General features: G+C 62.5%; 15 protein-coding genes. 6 read left to right on the top strand and 9 right to left on the bottom strand.

What is annotated here, in order from left to right; all coding sequences use genetic code 11:
* Positions 1-17 precede the first annotated feature (17 nt).
* Complete coding sequence (gene rhlB / locus NTD80_RS07425; RefSeq protein ID WP_083221457.1) at positions 18-1487, bottom strand: ATP-dependent RNA helicase RhlB; 1470 nt, start codon at positions 1485-1487, stop codon at positions 18-20.
* Positions 1488-1582: 95 nt separating this feature from the next.
* Positions 1583-2239 carry an alpha/beta hydrolase gene (locus tag NTD80_RS07420; protein ID WP_065907026.1) on the bottom strand — a complete coding sequence of 219 codons (657 nt, stop codon included), beginning with the start codon at positions 2237-2239 and terminating at the stop codon, positions 1583-1585.
* 345 nt (positions 2240-2584) lie between these two features.
* Between NTD80_RS07420 and NTD80_RS07415 the strand changes: the two genes are divergently transcribed.
* The 4 genes from NTD80_RS07415 (at position 2585) to NTD80_RS07400 (ending at position 6754) form a co-directional block, all read left to right on the top strand.
* A complete protein-coding gene (locus tag NTD80_RS07415) occupies positions 2585-3616 on the top strand; it encodes an amino acid ABC transporter substrate-binding protein (RefSeq protein ID WP_016974565.1) in 1032 nt (343 codons plus the stop codon).
* A gap of 72 nt (positions 3617-3688) precedes the next feature.
* The gene (locus NTD80_RS07410) at positions 3689-4870 is read left to right on the top strand and encodes an amino acid ABC transporter permease (RefSeq protein WP_262132921.1); all 1182 of its coding nucleotides are present in this window, start codon (positions 3689-3691) and stop codon (positions 4868-4870) included.
* A gap of 10 nt (positions 4871-4880) precedes the next feature.
* Entirely contained in the window at positions 4881-5978 is a 1098-nt protein-coding gene (locus NTD80_RS07405) for an amino acid ABC transporter permease (protein ID WP_065907019.1), read from the top strand.
* A gap of 11 nt (positions 5979-5989) precedes the next feature.
* Positions 5990-6754, top strand: a complete 765-nt coding sequence (locus NTD80_RS07400) for an amino acid ABC transporter ATP-binding protein (RefSeq protein ID WP_003171943.1) — start codon at positions 5990-5992, stop codon at positions 6752-6754.
* A 57-nt stretch (positions 6755-6811) separates the two neighbouring features.
* Here the strand turns inward: NTD80_RS07400 and NTD80_RS07395 are convergent, their stop codons facing one another.
* Both NTD80_RS07395 and NTD80_RS07390 read right to left on the bottom strand, forming a co-directional pair.
* Positions 6812-7303 (bottom strand): type II toxin-antitoxin system MqsA family antitoxin, encoded by a 492-nt coding sequence (locus tag NTD80_RS07395; protein WP_262132918.1) that lies wholly within the window; start codon positions 7301-7303, stop codon positions 6812-6814.
* The gene (locus NTD80_RS07390; protein ID WP_262132916.1) at positions 7300-7611 is read right to left on the bottom strand and encodes a type II toxin-antitoxin system MqsR family toxin; all 312 of its coding nucleotides are present in this window, start codon (positions 7609-7611) and stop codon (positions 7300-7302) included. The genes NTD80_RS07395 and NTD80_RS07390 overlap by 4 nt, the downstream gene beginning before the upstream one ends.
* 159 nt (positions 7612-7770) lie before the next feature.
* On the opposite strand from NTD80_RS07390, the gene NTD80_RS07385 reads away from it, so the two are divergent.
* Positions 7771-8430: a FadR/GntR family transcriptional regulator gene (locus NTD80_RS07385; protein ID WP_106805095.1), complete on the top strand. Its 660-nt coding sequence runs from the start codon at positions 7771-7773 to the stop codon at positions 8428-8430.
* Positions 8420-9685 (top strand): CynX/NimT family MFS transporter, encoded by a 1266-nt coding sequence (locus NTD80_RS07380; protein ID WP_262132915.1) that lies wholly within the window; start codon positions 8420-8422, stop codon positions 9683-9685. Before NTD80_RS07385 ends, NTD80_RS07380 begins: the two co-directional genes overlap by 11 nt.
* Here NTD80_RS07380 and NTD80_RS07375 read toward each other — a convergent pair.
* From NTD80_RS07375 to NTD80_RS07355, 5 genes are all read right to left on the bottom strand, one after another.
* Entirely contained in the window at positions 9682-10332 is a 651-nt protein-coding gene (locus NTD80_RS07375; protein ID WP_262132914.1) for a DUF1120 domain-containing protein, read from the bottom strand. The genes NTD80_RS07380 and NTD80_RS07375 overlap by 4 nt on opposite strands.
* Before the next feature lie 17 nt (positions 10333-10349).
* Positions 10350-11492, bottom strand: coding sequence for a DUF1120 domain-containing protein (locus tag NTD80_RS07370; protein ID WP_262132913.1), 1143 nt, complete (start codon positions 11490-11492; stop codon positions 10350-10352).
* 11 nt (positions 11493-11503) lie between these two features.
* Positions 11504-13924 carry a fimbria/pilus outer membrane usher protein gene (locus tag NTD80_RS07365; protein WP_410017407.1) on the bottom strand — a complete coding sequence of 807 codons (2421 nt, stop codon included), beginning with the start codon at positions 13922-13924 and terminating at the stop codon, positions 11504-11506.
* A gap of 105 nt (positions 13925-14029) precedes the next feature.
* Positions 14030-14731 (bottom strand): fimbria/pilus chaperone family protein, encoded by a 702-nt coding sequence (locus NTD80_RS07360; protein ID WP_410017406.1) that lies wholly within the window; start codon positions 14729-14731, stop codon positions 14030-14032.
* A 34-nt stretch (positions 14732-14765) separates the two neighbouring features.
* Complete coding sequence (locus NTD80_RS07355; RefSeq protein ID WP_262132909.1) at positions 14766-15392, bottom strand: DUF1120 domain-containing protein; 627 nt, start codon at positions 15390-15392, stop codon at positions 14766-14768.
* Positions 15393-15462 lie beyond the last annotated feature (70 nt).

Below are 15462 nucleotides of genomic sequence, written 5' to 3'. Positions count from 1 at the left end.
GTTTACCGCATTTCAGCTTAAGGGCGTTTGCGCTCTACGGCGCGCAGCAAGTGCGTCGGCGGCGTCTCGCAGCTGATCTTGCGGCCCAGCAAGGCCTCGATCGACGGCAACTGATACGAGTCATCCTCGCCGGCAAAGCTGATCGACACCCCTGCAGCGCCCGCGCGACCGGTGCGACCGATACGGTGCACGTAGTCATCCGGCACTTCCGGCAGGGTGAAGTTGATCACGTGGCTGATGCCGTCGATGTGGATACCACGCCCGGCCACGTCGGTGGCCACCAGCACGCGGATCTTGCCTTCGCGAAAGCCTTCCAGGGTCTTGATGCGCTTGTGTTGCGGCACATCGCCGGACAGTTGCGCGGCGTTGACGCCGTCGCGCACCAGGCGCTCTTCGATGCGGCGCACTTCGTCCTTGCGGTTGGCGAACACCATCACGCGCTCCCAACCGTTGTCGTTGACCAGGTTGTAGAGCAGCTTGTACTTGTCGGCGCCGGCCACGGCATAGATGTGCTGTTCGACGTTTTCGCTGGCCACGTTTTCCGCTTCGATCTCGACGATGGACGGGTCGGTGGTCCATTGCTTGGCGAGGTTCATCACGTCTTCGGTGAAGGTGGCGGAGAACAGCAGGGTCTGGCGTTCGCTTTTCGGCGGAGTCTGGCGAATGATCTGACGCACTTGTGGGATGAAACCCATGTCGAGCATGCGGTCGGCTTCGTCCAGCACCATCACTTCGACCATGTCCAGGTGCACGTCGCCGCGCTGGTTGAAGTCCAGCAGGCGGCCAGGCGTGGCCACCAGAATGTCGCAATGCCGTGCTTCGAGGTGCTTGAGCTGCTTGTCGAAATCCATGCCGCCCACAAACGTCATGACGTTGAGGCCGGTGTACTTGGTCAGGTCGGCGGCGTCCTTGGCGATCTGCACCACCAGCTCGCGGGTCGGCGCGATGATCAGCGCGCGCGGCTCACCCATGTAGCGTTCCTTGGGCGGCGGCGTCTGCAGCAGCTGGGTGATGATCGAGATCAGGAACGCGGCGGTCTTGCCGGTGCCGGTCTGGGCGCGGCCGATGGCGTCTTTGCCCGCGAGGGTAAAGCCCAGCACCTGCGCCTGGATCGGCGTGCAGTATGGGAAACCCAGGTCCTGGATGGCGTGCATCAGTTCCGGGGCCAGCTTGAAGTCGTGGAAGCGAGTCTTGCCTTCCTGTGGCTCGACGACGAAGTCTTCGAGTTTCCAGGGGATGACCGCCGGTTTGGGTGCGCGTTCGCGCCGCGGCTTTGGCGCGACTGGCGCAATAGCGGCCTCGACCGGTGCTGCCGGTTCAGGTGGCGTCACCGTCGGCTTCTTCGGCTGGGCGACAGGTGCGGTCCGGCCGGGCTGTTTACCGTCATTGCGGCTGCCGGCAGTCGGGACAGGAGCACTGGGAACAGGCGCGAGCGGCTCAGCCTCGCTTTTGCCGAACATCTTCTTGAGTGCTTTGAGCACGGTGATCTCATTAATTGGTTAAGGAATATACGCCGGCCAGTGTAATGCAAGAATCGGGCGCGGCGTAGTGCGTCTGTCATACGGCTACATAAACGCCGGTTTCAGCCCAGGCGAGCGGCCAGCCAGGCGCCGATGTCGTGTATCTCTTGAGGTAACACTTCGTGACCCATTGGGTATTCCTGCCATGTCACGGTGACACCACGGCTCTTCAAATGCTCAAAGGCGCTGCGGCCCATGGCGTTCTGCACCACGTCGTCGTACTGGCCATGCAGGCACAGGGCGGGAATGCGTTGCTGGCTGGCAGACAATTCCAGCTCGTCGCCGAAAGTCGGCGCGTAGGTGGAGAGGGCGATGACGCCGCCCAAGGGCCCCTGCCAATTTATAAACGCCGTGTGGAAAACCACGGCGCCACCCTGGGAAAAACCGGCGAGGAAAATCCGAGAGGCGTCTATTCCGGTTCTCTTCTGCGCTTCGATCAGATCCGTGACCATTTTGGCCGACACTTCCAGCTCCTCCAGGCTGATCGAACGTGCCGGGCTCATGGCCTTGATGTCGTACCAGCTCGGCATCTCGTAGCCGCCGTTGATCGTCACCGGGCGTGTCGGTGCCTGGGGCAAGACGAAGCGCGTGGTCAGCAGGCTTTCCTGCAGGGCTTCGGCCACCGGCATAAAGTCGTAGCGATCGGCACCCAGGCCATGCAACCAGATTACGCAGGCGTCTGCGGGCTTGGCGGGCTGAAGAATCAAGGGTTCGGTCATGTCTGCTCCATTAATGTGCGTGCGCTCCGATTGGGTGCGTCGGAACGGTGCGCAATGAGTTGATCTGTTAAGAGAATGTCGCAAGGTTGAATCTTTTCCTATTGACCATGGGCTGAAACGACTCAGCCATCACTCTGGTACGCGCCTTGCTATGTGTAGGTCGATGTCAGAACTATCTTAGGACGGTAACACTATCAGTGACTGCCGCTCGTGGGATAGCAACTGGAATTACTGCGACAGTCTCATGCTGCTTGACCCCAAAAAAAGCCAACACGGGTCAATATCGCCTCATAAGGGTGCACTGAGGTTCGAGCTCCGACACAACAAGAGCAACTGGAGGTTTGAATGAAGGTATTGAAATCCACCCTGGCCATCGTTTGCGCGGCGGCTGTACTGGGTGTCAGCGGTTTCGCCCAAGCAGGCGCCACCCTGGACGCCGTGCAGAAGAAAGGCTTTGTGCAATGTGGCGTGAGTGACGGTCTGCCGGGTTTCTCGGTACCGGATGCCAGCGGCAAGATCCTGGGGATCGATGCTGACGTTTGCCGCGCTGTGGCCGCTGCCGTTTTCGGCGACGCGACCAAGGTCAAGTTCAGCCAGTTGAATGCCAAGGAGCGTTTCACCGCGCTGCAGTCTGGCGAAGTCGACATCCTCTCGCGTAACACCACCATGACCAGCTCTCGCGATGCGGGCATGGGCTTGAAATTCCCAGGCTTCATCACTTACTACGATGGCATCGGCTTCCTGGTAAACAACAAGCTGGGCGTGAAAAGTGCCAAGGAACTGGACGGTGCAACCATTTGCATCCAGGCCGGTACCACCACTGAGCTGAACGTTTCCGACTACTTCCGCGCCAATAACCTCAAGTACACCCCGATCACCTTCGACACCTCCGATGAAAGCGCCAAGTCGCTGGAATCCGGTCGTTGCGACGTGCTGACCTCCGACAAGTCCCAACTGTTCGCCCAGCGCAGCAAGCTGGCTTCGCCGAAGGACTACGTGGTTCTGCCGGAAACCATTTCCAAGGAGCCATTGGGCCCGGTCGTGCGTAACGGCGACGACGAGTGGCTGGCCATCGTGCGCTGGGTTGGCTACGCCATGCTCAACGCTGAAGAAGCCGGCATCACTTCCAAAAACGTCGAGGCTGAAGCCAAGTCCACCAAGAACCCGGACGTCGCCCGTCTGCTGGGTGCTGATGGCGAGTACGGCAAAGACCTGAAAGTGAAGAAAGACTGGGTCGTGCAGATCGTCAAGCAAGTCGGTAACTACGGTGAAATGTTCGAGCGCAACCTGGGCAAGAGCACCCCGCTGGAAATCGACCGTGGCCTGAACGCGCTGTGGAACAACGGTGGCATTCAATACGCACCCCCTGTGCGCTGATCGCTGATGGTTCTGTCACCCGGTGGGCCAACCGCCGGGTGATGTTCTGTTCCATTATTTCCGGGGCACTTCATGCAAAATCAAATCGGCGCACCAAAGCAGAAGCTCAGCTTCAGCGATCCCAAAGTGCGTGCGTGGCTCTTCCAGATCATCACGATTGTGGCGGTGGTCTCGCTGGGCTGGTACCTCTTCAACAACACCCAGACCAACCTTCAGCACCGGGGCATCACCTCGGGTTTCGACTTTCTTGAGCGCAGTGCCGGCTTCGGCATCGCGCAGCACCTGATCGACTACACCGAATCGGACAGCTATGCCCGGGTCTTTGTGATCGGCTTGCTCAACACCTTGCTGGTGACCTTCATCGGCGTGATCCTGGCGACGTTGCTCGGTTTCATCATCGGCGTGGCACGGCTGTCGCCGAACTGGATGATCAACAAGCTGGCGACCGTGTATGTGGAAGTGTTCCGCAACATTCCGCCGTTGCTGCAGATCCTGTTCTGGTATTTCGCGGTGTTCCTGACCATGCCGGGGCCGCGCAACAGCCATAACTTCGGCGACACCTTCTTTGTCAGCAGCCGTGGCCTGAACATGCCGGCAGCACTCGCCGCCGACGGCTTCTGGCCGTTTGTGGCGAGCATCGTCGTGGCCCTCGTGGCGATCGTGCTGATGGCCCGGTGGGCCAACAAGCGCTTTGAGGCGACCGGCGTACCGTTCCATAAATTCTGGGCCGGCCTGGCGCTGTTTATCGTGATCCCGGCGTTGTGCGCCTTGATCTTCGGCGCGCCGTTGCACTGGGAAATGCCCAAGCTGCAAGGGTTCAACTTCGTCGGTGGCTGGGTCCTGATTCCTGAGCTGCTGGCCCTGACCCTGGCGCTTACCGTGTACACGGCAGCGTTTATCGCCGAGATCGTGCGCTCGGGCATCAAGTCCGTCAGCCACGGCCAGACCGAAGCCGCGCGCTCCCTGGGCCTTCGCCCCGGGCCGACGCTGCGCAAGGTCATCATCCCGCAGGCCCTGCGGGTGATTATTCCGCCGTTGACCAGCCAATACCTGAACCTGGCGAAAAACTCGTCGTTGGCCGCCGGTATCGGCTACCCGGAAATGGTTTCGCTGTTTGCCGGCACGGTGCTCAACCAGACCGGCCAGGCCATCGAAGTCATTGCCATCACCATGAGCGTGTACCTGGCGATCAGCATCAGCATTTCCCTGCTGATGAACTGGTACAACAAGCGCATTGCGCTGATCGAGCGGTGAGGAAACGCCCATGAGTACGCATACTTTCAAACCGGATATGCCGCCGCCGAGCAAAGTCTTCGGCCCGGTGGCATGGATGCGCGCCAACCTGTTCTCCAGTTGGCTCAACACCCTGCTGACATTGCTGGCGTTCTACCTGGTCTACCTGGTGGTGCCGCCGATCCTGCACTGGGCGATTCTCGACGCCAACTGGGTCGGCACGACCCGCGCCGATTGCACCAAGGAGGGCGCCTGCTGGGTGTTCATCCAACAGCGCTTCGGGCAGTTCATGTACGGCTACTACCCCGGCGACCTGCGCTGGCGCGTGGACCTGACCGTGTGGCTGGCCATCGTTGGCGTGGCGCCATTGTTCATCTCGCGTTTCCAGCGCAAGGCGATCTACGGCCTGAGCTTCCTGGTGTTGTACCCGATCATCGCCTACTTCCTGCTGCACGGCGGGATCTTCGGCCTGACCAACGTGGCCACCAGCCAATGGGGCGGCCTGATGCTGACCCTGGTCATCGCCACCGTCGGTATCGCTGGCGCCTTGCCGCTGGGCATCCTGCTGGCGCTGGGGCGGCGTTCGAACATGCCGGCGATTCGAGTGGTCTGCGTGACCTTCATCGAGTTCTGGCGGGGCGTGCCGTTGATCACCGTGCTGTTCATGTCGTCGGTGATGCTGCCGTTGTTCCTGCCGGAAGGCATGGGCATCGACAAGCTGCTGCGCGCGTTGATCGGCGTGATCCTGTTCCAGTCGGCCTACGTCGCCGAGGTGGTGCGCGGGGGCTTGCAGGCGATTCCCAAGGGTCAATACGAAGCGGCCGCGGCGATGGGCCTGGGCTACTGGCGCAGCATGGGCCTGGTGATTTTGCCGCAAGCCCTGAAGCTGGTGATCCCGGGCATCGTCAACACGTTTATTGCGCTGTTCAAGGACACGAGCCTGGTGATCATCATCGGCCTGTTCGACCTGCTCAACAGCGTCAAGCAAGCCGCTGCCGACCCGAAATGGCTGGGCATGGCCACTGAAGGCTATGTGTTCGCCGCCCTGGTGTTCTGGATTTTCTGTTTTGGTATGTCGCGCTATTCCATTCATTTGGAACACAAGCTCGACACAGGCCACAAGCGTTAGGAGTTGTTGTTATGAGCGAAGCGATCAAACAGCCTGTGAGCCCTGAAGGCATTATCCAGATGCAGGGCGTCAACAAGTGGTACGGCCAATTCCACGTGTTGAAAGACATCAACCTCAACGTCAAGCAGGGCGAGCGTATCGTGCTGTGCGGCCCGTCGGGTTCGGGCAAGTCCACCACCATCCGCTGCCTCAACCGCCTGGAAGAACACCAGCAGGGCCGCATCGTGGTCGATGGCGTGGAGCTGACCAACGACCTCAAGCAGATCGAAGCGATCCGCCGCGAAGTCGGCATGGTGTTCCAGCACTTCAACCTGTTCCCGCACCTGACCATCCTGCAGAACTGCACGCTGGCGCCGATGTGGGTGCGCAAGATGCCCAAGCGCAAGGCCGAGGAAATTGCCATGCACTACCTGGAGCGCGTGCGTATTCCGGAGCAGGCGCACAAGTTCCCGGGGCAACTGTCCGGCGGCCAGCAACAGCGCGTGGCCATCGCCCGTGCCTTGTGCATGAAGCCGAAAATCATGCTGTTCGACGAACCGACCTCGGCCCTCGATCCGGAAATGGTCAAAGAGGTGCTGGACACCATGATCGGCCTGGCCGAAGACGGCATGACCATGTTGTGCGTGACCCACGAGATGGGCTTTGCGCGCACCGTGGCCAACCGTGTGATCTTCATGGACAAGGGCGAAATCGTCGAGCAGGCAGCGCCGAACGACTTCTTCGACAACCCGCAGAATGACCGGACCAAGTTGTTCTTGAGCCAGATTCTGCATTGATCGAAGTGTGAAACGATAAACCCGGCCTGGTGCCGGGTTTATTTTTGCCTGCTGTTTTTACGCAGACGCTTGAGTCGCCAGTTGTTGCTCATCTTTGGCAATGAGCAGGCGGTTGAGGTCATCTGCGCCATTGAGCGCCTGAATCTCGGCCAGCAGGTGCGGGTGCTTATCGAGTAGACGCATGAGAATAAGCAACGGCTCGGGTGGAAAAATTTCAGCTTTCTCATAGCGGGAAAATGCATTGTGCCCCCGGACGGTCAAGAGCCTCACCGCGTCCTTCTGTGTCAGGTGCAATTTGCGGCGGATTCGCTTCATCTCGGCAGCGATGATTTTTCTGGCATCCATCAACAGCTGGTCACTGGCGTCGGAATAACGCTGTGCGCTGTCGTCGTTGTCATCGAATTCGATTTCCTTGCACACCTGGCATTCCCAGCCCGCGATATCGGGGATATTCCGGATCATGCCGCGTGTGTTGAGCGTAAAGGTGCGGCCTTTGAAGTGCTGCATCGCGTCATGCATTCCGCAGCTCACGCAGTGTTGGGTTTTCATAGGATTTTCTCCTTGAAGGAGATTACGGGAGCCCCACCGCCAGGGCGGTAAGTCACTTTGATATAAATCTGCGTAGCGTGAGCCTTGATCAGATAGACGTCCTGCCACACTCGATGGTCTGCATAGGTCGTCATTGATTTGTATAACATTCGCGGCTCAAGGGCACAGACTGCGTGCTGCATCTGGCTGAGGTTTAATTCCATTTGTCTGGCGCTCTCCCGTGCACTGGCGGTGAAGGCTCGACAACCCAGCCTGATGACTTCAGCTTTTATCAAGGCCAGATCGTAATGAGGTGTGTACTTTTCCATAAGACACCTGAGTCCCATAATTACCCTCTGAGGGTAATTTTACTAATCGAAAATACTGCTCCTTTACCTGCCTCAGAACCCTAGTGCGTTGCCTTTGTAGGCAAGTCCGAATAGGCTGTGGGAAAATTCATCCTATGATTGGACGAAAGTGCAAAACCCATGACAGACATCGCTCCGCTGATAAAACGCTCGCTGGTCGACCAGGCCCTGGAACAGTTGCGCCAGCGCATTACCCAAGGCACCTGGGCCATTGGCGAGCGCCTGCCTACCGAGCCGGAGTTGTCGGCCGAGCTGGGGATCAGCCGCAATACCGTGCGCGAGGCCATGCGCGTGCTGGCGTTTTCAGGATTGATCGAGATCCGCCAGGGCGACGGCAGTTACCTGCGCTCGATGACCGACCCGCTGGGCGCGATGCGCGCGCTGTCGCATTGCACCTTGGAGCAGGCGCAGGAAACCCGGCAGATTCTCGAAGTGGAGGCGATCGGCCTGGCCGCGCTGCGCCGGACCGAGGACGATCTGCACGGTTTGCGTGAGGCCCTGCAACAAAGCGCTGTGCTGTACCACGGCGACCTGGAGGCCTACATCAGCGCCGACCTGGTGTTTCACAAGCGCCTGGTCGACGCCGCGCACAACCCGGCGCTGAGTGAGCTGTATCAGTACTTTTCCGCCATCGTCGGCGCGCAGTTGCGCCAGACCCTGAACATCTCGCCGCGTCGCCAGGCGGTGTTCGACCTGCACATCGCCCTGCTCGACGCCGTCGAACACCAGGACCCGGAACGCGCCAAATCCCTCTGCCGGCAGTTGATCAATGAACCTTGAAACCCGACCTACCCGTGAACTCGAAGAGCTGTTGATCGACGCCGAAGCCGACGACGAAGTGGTGCAAACCAGCCCGCCTGTGGTGAGCCGCCCGTGGCTGTTGCTGCTCGGCCTGATCCTGGTGGCCCTGAACCTGCGCCCGGCGCTGTCGAGCATGTCGCCGCTGCTCGCCGACGTGTCCAGCAGCCTCGGGTTGTCGGCGGCCAAGGCCGGTCTGCTGACCACATTGCCGGTGCTGTGCCTGGGTCTGTTTGCGCCCACGGCGCCGATCCTGGCCCGCCGTTTCGGCGCCGAGCGAGTGGTGCTGGGGATTCTGCTGACCCTGGCTGCGGGCATCATCCTGCGCAGTTCATTCGGTGAAGTGGGGCTGTTCGCCGGCAGCCTGATTGCCGGCGCGAGCATCGGCATCATCGGCGTATTGCTGCCCGGCATCGTCAAGCGTGACTTCGCCAGGCAGGCCGGCGCCATGACCGGCGTGTACACCATGGCGCTGTGCCTGGGCGCGGCGCTGGCGGCCGGTTCCACGGTGCCCTTGAGTCATTACTTCGGCGACCGCTGGACCATCGGCCTGGGGTTCTGGATTCTGCCGGCGCTGGTGGCCGCATTGTTCTGGCTGCCACAGGTCGGCCAGAAACACGGCGCCCATCAGGTGGCTTATCGCGTGAGAGGGCTGCTGCGTGATCCGCTGGCCTGGCAGGTGACCTTGTACATGGGCCTGCAATCGTCCCTGGCGTACATCGTGTTCGGCTGGTTGCCGTCGATCCTGATCGGCCGTGGCCTGAGCGCGACCGAAGCCGGCCTGGCGCTGTCCGGCTCGATCATCGTGCAATTGTTCAGCTCCCTCGCCGCGCCCTGGCTCGCCACCCGTGGCAAAGACCAGCGCCTGGCGATTGTGGTGGTGATGCTGTTGACCCTCGGTGGCCTGTTCGGCTGCCTGTATGCGCCGCTCGATGGTCTGTGGGGCTGGGCGATTCTGCTCGGGCTCGGCCAGGGCGGCACCTTCAGCCTGGCGCTGACCCTGATCGTGCTGCGCTCGCGCGACTCCCACGTGGCGGCCAACCTGTCGAGCATGGCCCAGGGCATCGGCTACACCCTGGCGTCCGTGGGCCCGTTCGCGGTGGGCCTGGTGCATGACTGGACGGGCGGCTGGTCGGCCATCGGCTGGATTTTCGCGGTGATTGGCCTGGGCGCAATCATCGCCGGGCTGGGTGCCGGGCGTGCGCTGTATGTGCAGGTCAGCAGCGAAAAAGTCTAGAGGTACACCACTTCGAGGGTGGCCGAGCCATCGAGCAAGGTGTCGCTGCTCAGGTCCAGGTTTTGCTTGGCATTGATCACCGCTTCGATCTTGACGGTGCTGGTCAACGCCTGGATCGCCGAGGGGCCGGCGGTGCTGCCTTGGGTATCGGTGAAGCCCAGGTAACTGTTGGCGCCGATGTCGATCGGGTTGAGGTTGGCGGTGCGCCACGCCACGCCACCGGTGGTGGACTCGGTGCCATAGGCGATTGCAGTGCTGTCCACCTGCGTCTGGCGAGGGTCGAAACTCATCGAATACAGGCCGATGCGATTGCCGCTGTTGTCCAGCCCCAGCCCATAGTAGATCTCACTGTTGACGGTGGCGGTGCCGTCACGGTTGTCGCGCATGCGTAGGGCAAAACGGCTCGCCGCGTTGCAGCCGATGCTGACTTGCAACTGTTTGACCGGCAGGCGCGTGCCCTTGTCGACGTTGAGGTCCTGCTGGGAAATCTTGCCGTAGTCGATCACCCCGTTGCTCGACAGCAACGGCGTGCAGGCGGTGGGGGTGATCACGCCATTGACACTCAGGTCGACGCTGGAGGCCGCCAGCGTGTGTGGCGCGCCGCTGAGCAAAACCAGCGTGCAAAGGGCAAGGGAACAGGTCTTCATGAGGCGAACTCCATAGGTCAGAGGTAGATGATTTCAAGGGTGCCCGAGCCGTTGATGTACACCACGCTGCGCAGGTCCAGTGACTGGGTCGGGGCCAGGTAGGCCTTGATGCGCACGGTGCCGGCCAGTTGCTGGATCGGCACCGGGCCACGGGTGCTGCCGACACTGTCGGTGAACCCCATCAGGCTGTTGGCGGCCATGGGGATCTGCCGCGCACTGGAACTGCTCCAGGCTGCGCCGCCGCTGGTGGAGTCCGTGCGATACAGGGGGCCGAGTGCGTCGGCGGTGAATTCGGCCGGGTCGATGTTGAGGTAGAAGCGCCCGATCTTGTTCTGGCTGTTGTCCAGGTCCAGGCCGTAGGCGGTTTCGTCGATCCCGCCGGTGGCCGAGCCGTTGCGGTTGTCATGCATCTTCAGCGCGAAGGGCGTGGCGGCGTCGCAACTCACCGAGAGCTGCAAGGTGCGGGTCGGCAGCGGGGTTTCATTGCTGGCATTCAAGTCCTTCGCCAGCAGCGTGCCGTAATCCACCAGCCCGCCATTGGACAGCTGGGGTGTGCACGCGGTGGGCGCGAAGTGGGCGCGCAGGGTCAGTGCCCGGGAGCGACCGCTCTGCAAGGCATCGAACGTGCCGACCGCTTCCCAGGTGGTTGCCTCGCGCACACGGGTGGCGGCGATGTCGGCCCAGGCGCTGAGGCTCAGTTGCACGGCGAAGTGCTTGCCCTGCACCACGCTGGCGCCCTGCACCGGCGCCACACCATGGCCGGGACGCCAGTTCAATGCCGTGCCGACGACCGCCGGCGGCTGCCCGGCAGCCGGCAGCAAGCCCAGTTCAACCGCCTGGCCGTCCAGCACGCCGTCGCTGATCTGCAGGGCGTAGGTGCCGTGCTCGGTAAACTGCAGGCGGTGTGCGTTCGCCGCCAGGGCGCGATAGAACACACTCATGTCCGCCGGTTGCGGGCAGGTGAGGTTCAAGTTCAGGCGACGCTCGCCAAGCAGGCGTTGAGGGTCGCTGTCGTTTTGCGCCAGGCGGCTCATCAGGCCGAGGTCCAGCACCGCTTCGCTGATGTTCAACTGGCAGTCGTCATTGGCCATGGCATGGCCGGCGAGGCCGACGGTCAGCACGACCGCCGTCAGCCGGCGCAGGGCGCGAAAAAAAAGCATGGTGATCGTCCTCATGAAGGGTTGCAGCGCGCTGGCGCGTTTTCGAAATACACCTGGGGATCGCCCTTGGCTGGCAACTCGAACTGCAGCCGACAGCGCGTCATGCCTGGCGCGCTGACCCACAAACCGGTGTGCTCCAGCACATTGGGCAGGAACACCTGGCCGCCGTCCTGCACCAGGGTCACGAACTCGCCGCCCGCGGTGCTGACGGAGGCACCTCGGGGCAGCAACGCGCCCTGTTCGGTGCGCGCGGTGAGCAGCACGCGACGGGTCAGGGTCACGCCGAAGTCGACCCGGTCCACCGCGCCACGCCCGGCCGAGATCATTGCCAGGCCGTTGTTGATATCGGCATTGCGCGGCAGTGAGCGGGTCTGCACCTCCACCGGGCTGCGGCCATAGGCGCTGACCTGAGGCACCACGGCCTGGCCTTGCCAGTCGGTCCATACCGGGCCGCTGGGGGTGCTCAGCTTGACCCCGGCCGTATCGCCCACCGAGACCACGGCGAAGGTGTCGCGTACCGGGTAGGGCGAGAAGGTCACGCCATCGCCGTGCACCACCACGCCACCGCGGGCACTGCCTTGATAGCTCGAGCGCTCGGCATCGGAGCGGCTGTAGCTGACGTCGAGTTGGCTGTAGCGGGGCAGGGCCGAAACGCCGAGAGTGGTTTCCACCTGCTGGTCGCGGGTGTCGTGTTCGGCGCTGACGCGATAGCTCAATTGATCATCGATCTGTTCGTTCAGCCCCAGGCCGGTGCGGTGTTCGCCTCCCGAATTGCGCACCCAGGCGCGCACGCGGCGGCTTTCGCCCAGGGGCAGGCTGGCATTCAGGTACACCGCATTGTCCTGTTGCTGGCGCCCGCCCATCTGCCATTCGGCGCTCGCCGAAAACGACACGCCACCGACGCTGGTGCCCCACGAGGCCAGGCCTCGGCTGCTGCTGTCGCCATCAAAGTTGCTGGAGCGCGACACCCCGGCACTGAACGCCCCCAGCCAAGGGTGCGACCAGCCGACGTTGGCGCTTTGTTGATCGCGATAACGCGAGCGCCGTTGCTGGGTGGTCTCTGGTTCGTAGGTGGCTTCTTCCAGTTCGCGGTAGCCGGGCGTGCGCCACGAGTTGGCCACGCTGAATGACCATTGATCATTCAGGCGCTGGGACCATGCCAGGTCGGTCTGTACCCCACGCACCTTGTGCCGTGCCTGGGTATCGGCGAGCTGGGTGGCCAGTTGCACCTGACTGTCCAGCCATGGCAGCCAGCCCAGGCTCACACCCGCCGCCCGGTATTCGCTGGACGCCAGCACGCCGCTGCCCAGGGACAGTTGCGGGTGGACGGCGCCGGTCCAGCCGGCGCTGGCCACCCACGGATCGTCACCCTGGGCATCGCCGATATTGCGCACGCGGCCCGCTGCCACCGAGTACCCCGGCGCTGGCAAACCCAGGCCGAGCATCGCGGCGGGTACGGTGAAGCGGCGCTCGCCGCCGCTGCTTTCCTTGACCGTGACTTCAACGTCCGAGCGAGCATTCAGGCGCCGCACATCGGTCAGGGAAAACGGCCCGGCCGGGACTACGGTGGAGTGAATCAACGCGCCGTTCTGCCGCACCTCGACCTGGGCCGGACTGTTGGCGATACCCTCGATGGTCGCGCCCTGACCTTGTTCTTGAAGCGCCTGTTCGGTCAGGACCTGTACCCCGGTAATCTGCGCACCGGCCAACACCGGGTTATAGAGGTTGATCTGCCCGGCCTGCAGCACTGCCTGTTGGCTGGCAAAGGTACGCTGGGCATACGCCTCGAGATGGGTGCTGCGCGACCGACCGTCCTGCCAGGTCTGCACCTGGCGGCTGCGCACGATCCAGTCGCCGGCGTTGAAGCCGACCTCGGTATTGGCCGAGCCAAACCGGCTGTCGTTGTCGCCGAAGCGGTTATAGAACCCCGTCAGGTCGTAATTGAACAGGCCGGCAACGCCCCCCGTCTGATAGCCCGAGACGTCCTGTTGCAGTGGCCGCAAGGCTTCGCTCGGAACTACCAGCGACACGCTGAGGTTGGCTGGGTCCGGCTCCACCAGGCTTTGTGGGTACTGCGCGAGCAGGTCATGGCAGGGGCCATTGTCGCCGGGCACTATCAGGTTGGCGGCGTCCAGCACGGCCTGGTCAAAGCATAATCGGCCCTGTTGATCGAAACCGACCTCGACACGCCCCCGGGGCTGGCCATTGACGCGCAGGCTAACCGGATGCCGGCCAGCCGCAAAACGTGGGGCGTCGAGCAGCAGGCTGGCCAACTGCGGGTCGATGCCGCGTTGGTGCAGGGTGGTGGCATCGAAGCCGGCACGCGCTTCGGCCCAGGCTTCAGCGGGCAGCAGGGCACACGCCAGCAGCAACGCCGGGAAGGCGCTGCGGGCGGGTATGTCGGGCACGGCATCGCCGTCACGGTAGTTCAATACTGTTTTCACGAAAGGCACTCAAATGATGGGCGTCTGCGCGCCCCGGTGACGGTCTTCGAGCCGCCACTTCGTTATGCAGGCGTCGGGCGCCTGAAGTGTTGGTCAGGTGAGGGGGGCTTCGTAGGCAGCCACGGCAAAGCCGTACACGGTGGCCGGTTGCAGCCGGACTTTGCTCGCCGGGCCGCCCGTGGCAGGCACGCTCAGGGTTTCTCCCGGCAACACGTAGGTGCGCGGCAGCATGGCCTTGCCGTCACCGGGCAGCAGCCGCAACTCCTGGGCCAGGCGCACCACGTACGGGCTGTCGTTGCGCACCTGCAGGGTGCTGCCGTGCTGTGACCAGGTCAGGTGGGTCCAGGGGTTGCGATTCAGCGCCAGGCCTTTGGGATGAATGATCACCGGCAGGTTCTGGCGCACCGTCACACCCACCCGGGCGTGCCCGGCTTCGGTCGCGGGGCGGCCCTGGGGCATGCCCTCGAAGATCGCGCGCTTGAGCCGCTGGGTCAGCAGCGGTTGCTGGCTTTGCAGGATGAACCGTACCAGTTGCGATTTGGAGGCTTCCACCCGCGACAACGGCGGGGTGACCACCAGCAACGGCTCTTTGTCTTCGGGAATGTCTTCCAGGGTGACGTGCAGCAGGGCGAGCTGGCTGTCGGTGTTGGTGACCGACACGGCCGCCTCGCCTTCGGCTTCGTAGACGATGACCACCGAAGTGTCGGGGATCATGCCGTCGGCCTGTGCACCTGCGCCGAACAACAGGGTCAAGGCAAGCAGGCCGGTGGTGGGTTTGAACGATGTCGTCAGCATGACGGAGTTTTCCATTGGGGCAGCATAGAAGAGGTCAGAGGTAGCGCAGGTCCAGCACGATGGCGCCGTCGAGCGGCACCTCCTGATTGAGGGTCAGGTACTGGGCGAAGTTGATGGAGGTGTCGATGCGCAGTTGGGCGCTTAACTGGCCGATAAAATCGGGCTGGCGATCCCCGGGCGGTGCGAAGCCGACATAGGATTTGGGATAGGCGTTTGGTTCCGGCGACCAGGTTTCACCGTTGTCACTGGACGCCAGCACCTGCATGGCCTGGGCGTCGCCCGTGGGGTTGCGGTAAGACAGGGCCACGGATCCCAGGCGCTCGGCAGGTGCATGAATATTTCTGCCCAGGCCATAGAAGAATCCAGGGGCCAGCGATGATTCGGCGCGATTGTCGAGCCCTACCAGCGCGAACAGCATGGGCCTGCTGCATTGCACATTCAGTTGCAGCCACTGACTGGGCAGCACCGTAAATTCGGTGGCGTTCAAGGTGTGCGATGGGATCTTCCCGTGATCGACCATACCGTCGTCAGACAATGTGACGTGACAGGCGTCCGGTGTCAGGCGGCCGGTGACCGTAAGGTCGACAAAGGACGCGGCGACAGTCGCGGGCGTGGTCGTCAACAAGAGCAATACAGCCAGAAGGCGAGGGAGCGTGTTCATGGGGGCGCCACGGGTCGAGTTGAATACGGGCGGTACAAAAACACCGCCCATGCCCGTGAGAATTGCCGGG

It is taken from the genome of Pseudomonas sp. 13B_2.1_Bac1 (assembly GCF_025466155.1).
Lineage (GTDB): Bacteria > Pseudomonadota > Gammaproteobacteria > Pseudomonadales > Pseudomonadaceae > Aquipseudomonas > Aquipseudomonas aylmerensis.
This window is presented reverse-complemented; position numbering and strand designations above follow the sequence as displayed.

What these genes read in the sequence shown, in the direction of transcription:
- NTD80_RS07420 (WP_065907026.1), bottom strand. Translation starts at nt 2,239, where the DNA reads ATGACCGAACCCTTGATTCTTCAGCCCGCCAAGCCCGCAGACGCCTGC.
- NTD80_RS07415 (WP_016974565.1), top strand. Translation starts at nt 2,585, where the DNA reads ATGAAGGTATTGAAATCCACCCTGGCCATCGTTTGCGCGGCGGCTGTA.
- NTD80_RS07410 (WP_262132921.1), top strand. Translation starts at nt 3,689, where the DNA reads ATGCAAAATCAAATCGGCGCACCAAAGCAGAAGCTCAGCTTCAGCGAT.
- NTD80_RS07405 (WP_065907019.1), top strand. Translation starts at nt 4,881, where the DNA reads ATGAGTACGCATACTTTCAAACCGGATATGCCGCCGCCGAGCAAAGTC.
- NTD80_RS07400 (WP_003171943.1), top strand. Translation starts at nt 5,990, where the DNA reads ATGAGCGAAGCGATCAAACAGCCTGTGAGCCCTGAAGGCATTATCCAG.
- NTD80_RS07395 (WP_262132918.1), bottom strand. Translation starts at nt 7,303, where the DNA reads ATGAAAACCCAACACTGCGTGAGCTGCGGAATGCATGACGCGATGCAG.
- NTD80_RS07390 (WP_262132916.1), bottom strand. Translation starts at nt 7,611, where the DNA reads ATGGAAAAGTACACACCTCATTACGATCTGGCCTTGATAAAAGCTGAA.
- NTD80_RS07385 (WP_106805095.1), top strand. Translation starts at nt 7,771, where the DNA reads ATGACAGACATCGCTCCGCTGATAAAACGCTCGCTGGTCGACCAGGCC.
- NTD80_RS07380 (WP_262132915.1), top strand. Translation starts at nt 8,420, where the DNA reads ATGAACCTTGAAACCCGACCTACCCGTGAACTCGAAGAGCTGTTGATC.
- NTD80_RS07375 (WP_262132914.1), bottom strand. Translation starts at nt 10,332, where the DNA reads ATGAAGACCTGTTCCCTTGCCCTTTGCACGCTGGTTTTGCTCAGCGGC.
- NTD80_RS07370 (WP_262132913.1), bottom strand. Translation starts at nt 11,492, where the DNA reads ATGCTTTTTTTTCGCGCCCTGCGCCGGCTGACGGCGGTCGTGCTGACC.
- NTD80_RS07360 (WP_410017406.1), bottom strand. Translation starts at nt 14,731, where the DNA reads ATGCTGACGACATCGTTCAAACCCACCACCGGCCTGCTTGCCTTGACC.
- NTD80_RS07355 (WP_262132909.1), bottom strand. Translation starts at nt 15,392, where the DNA reads ATGAACACGCTCCCTCGCCTTCTGGCTGTATTGCTCTTGTTGACGACC.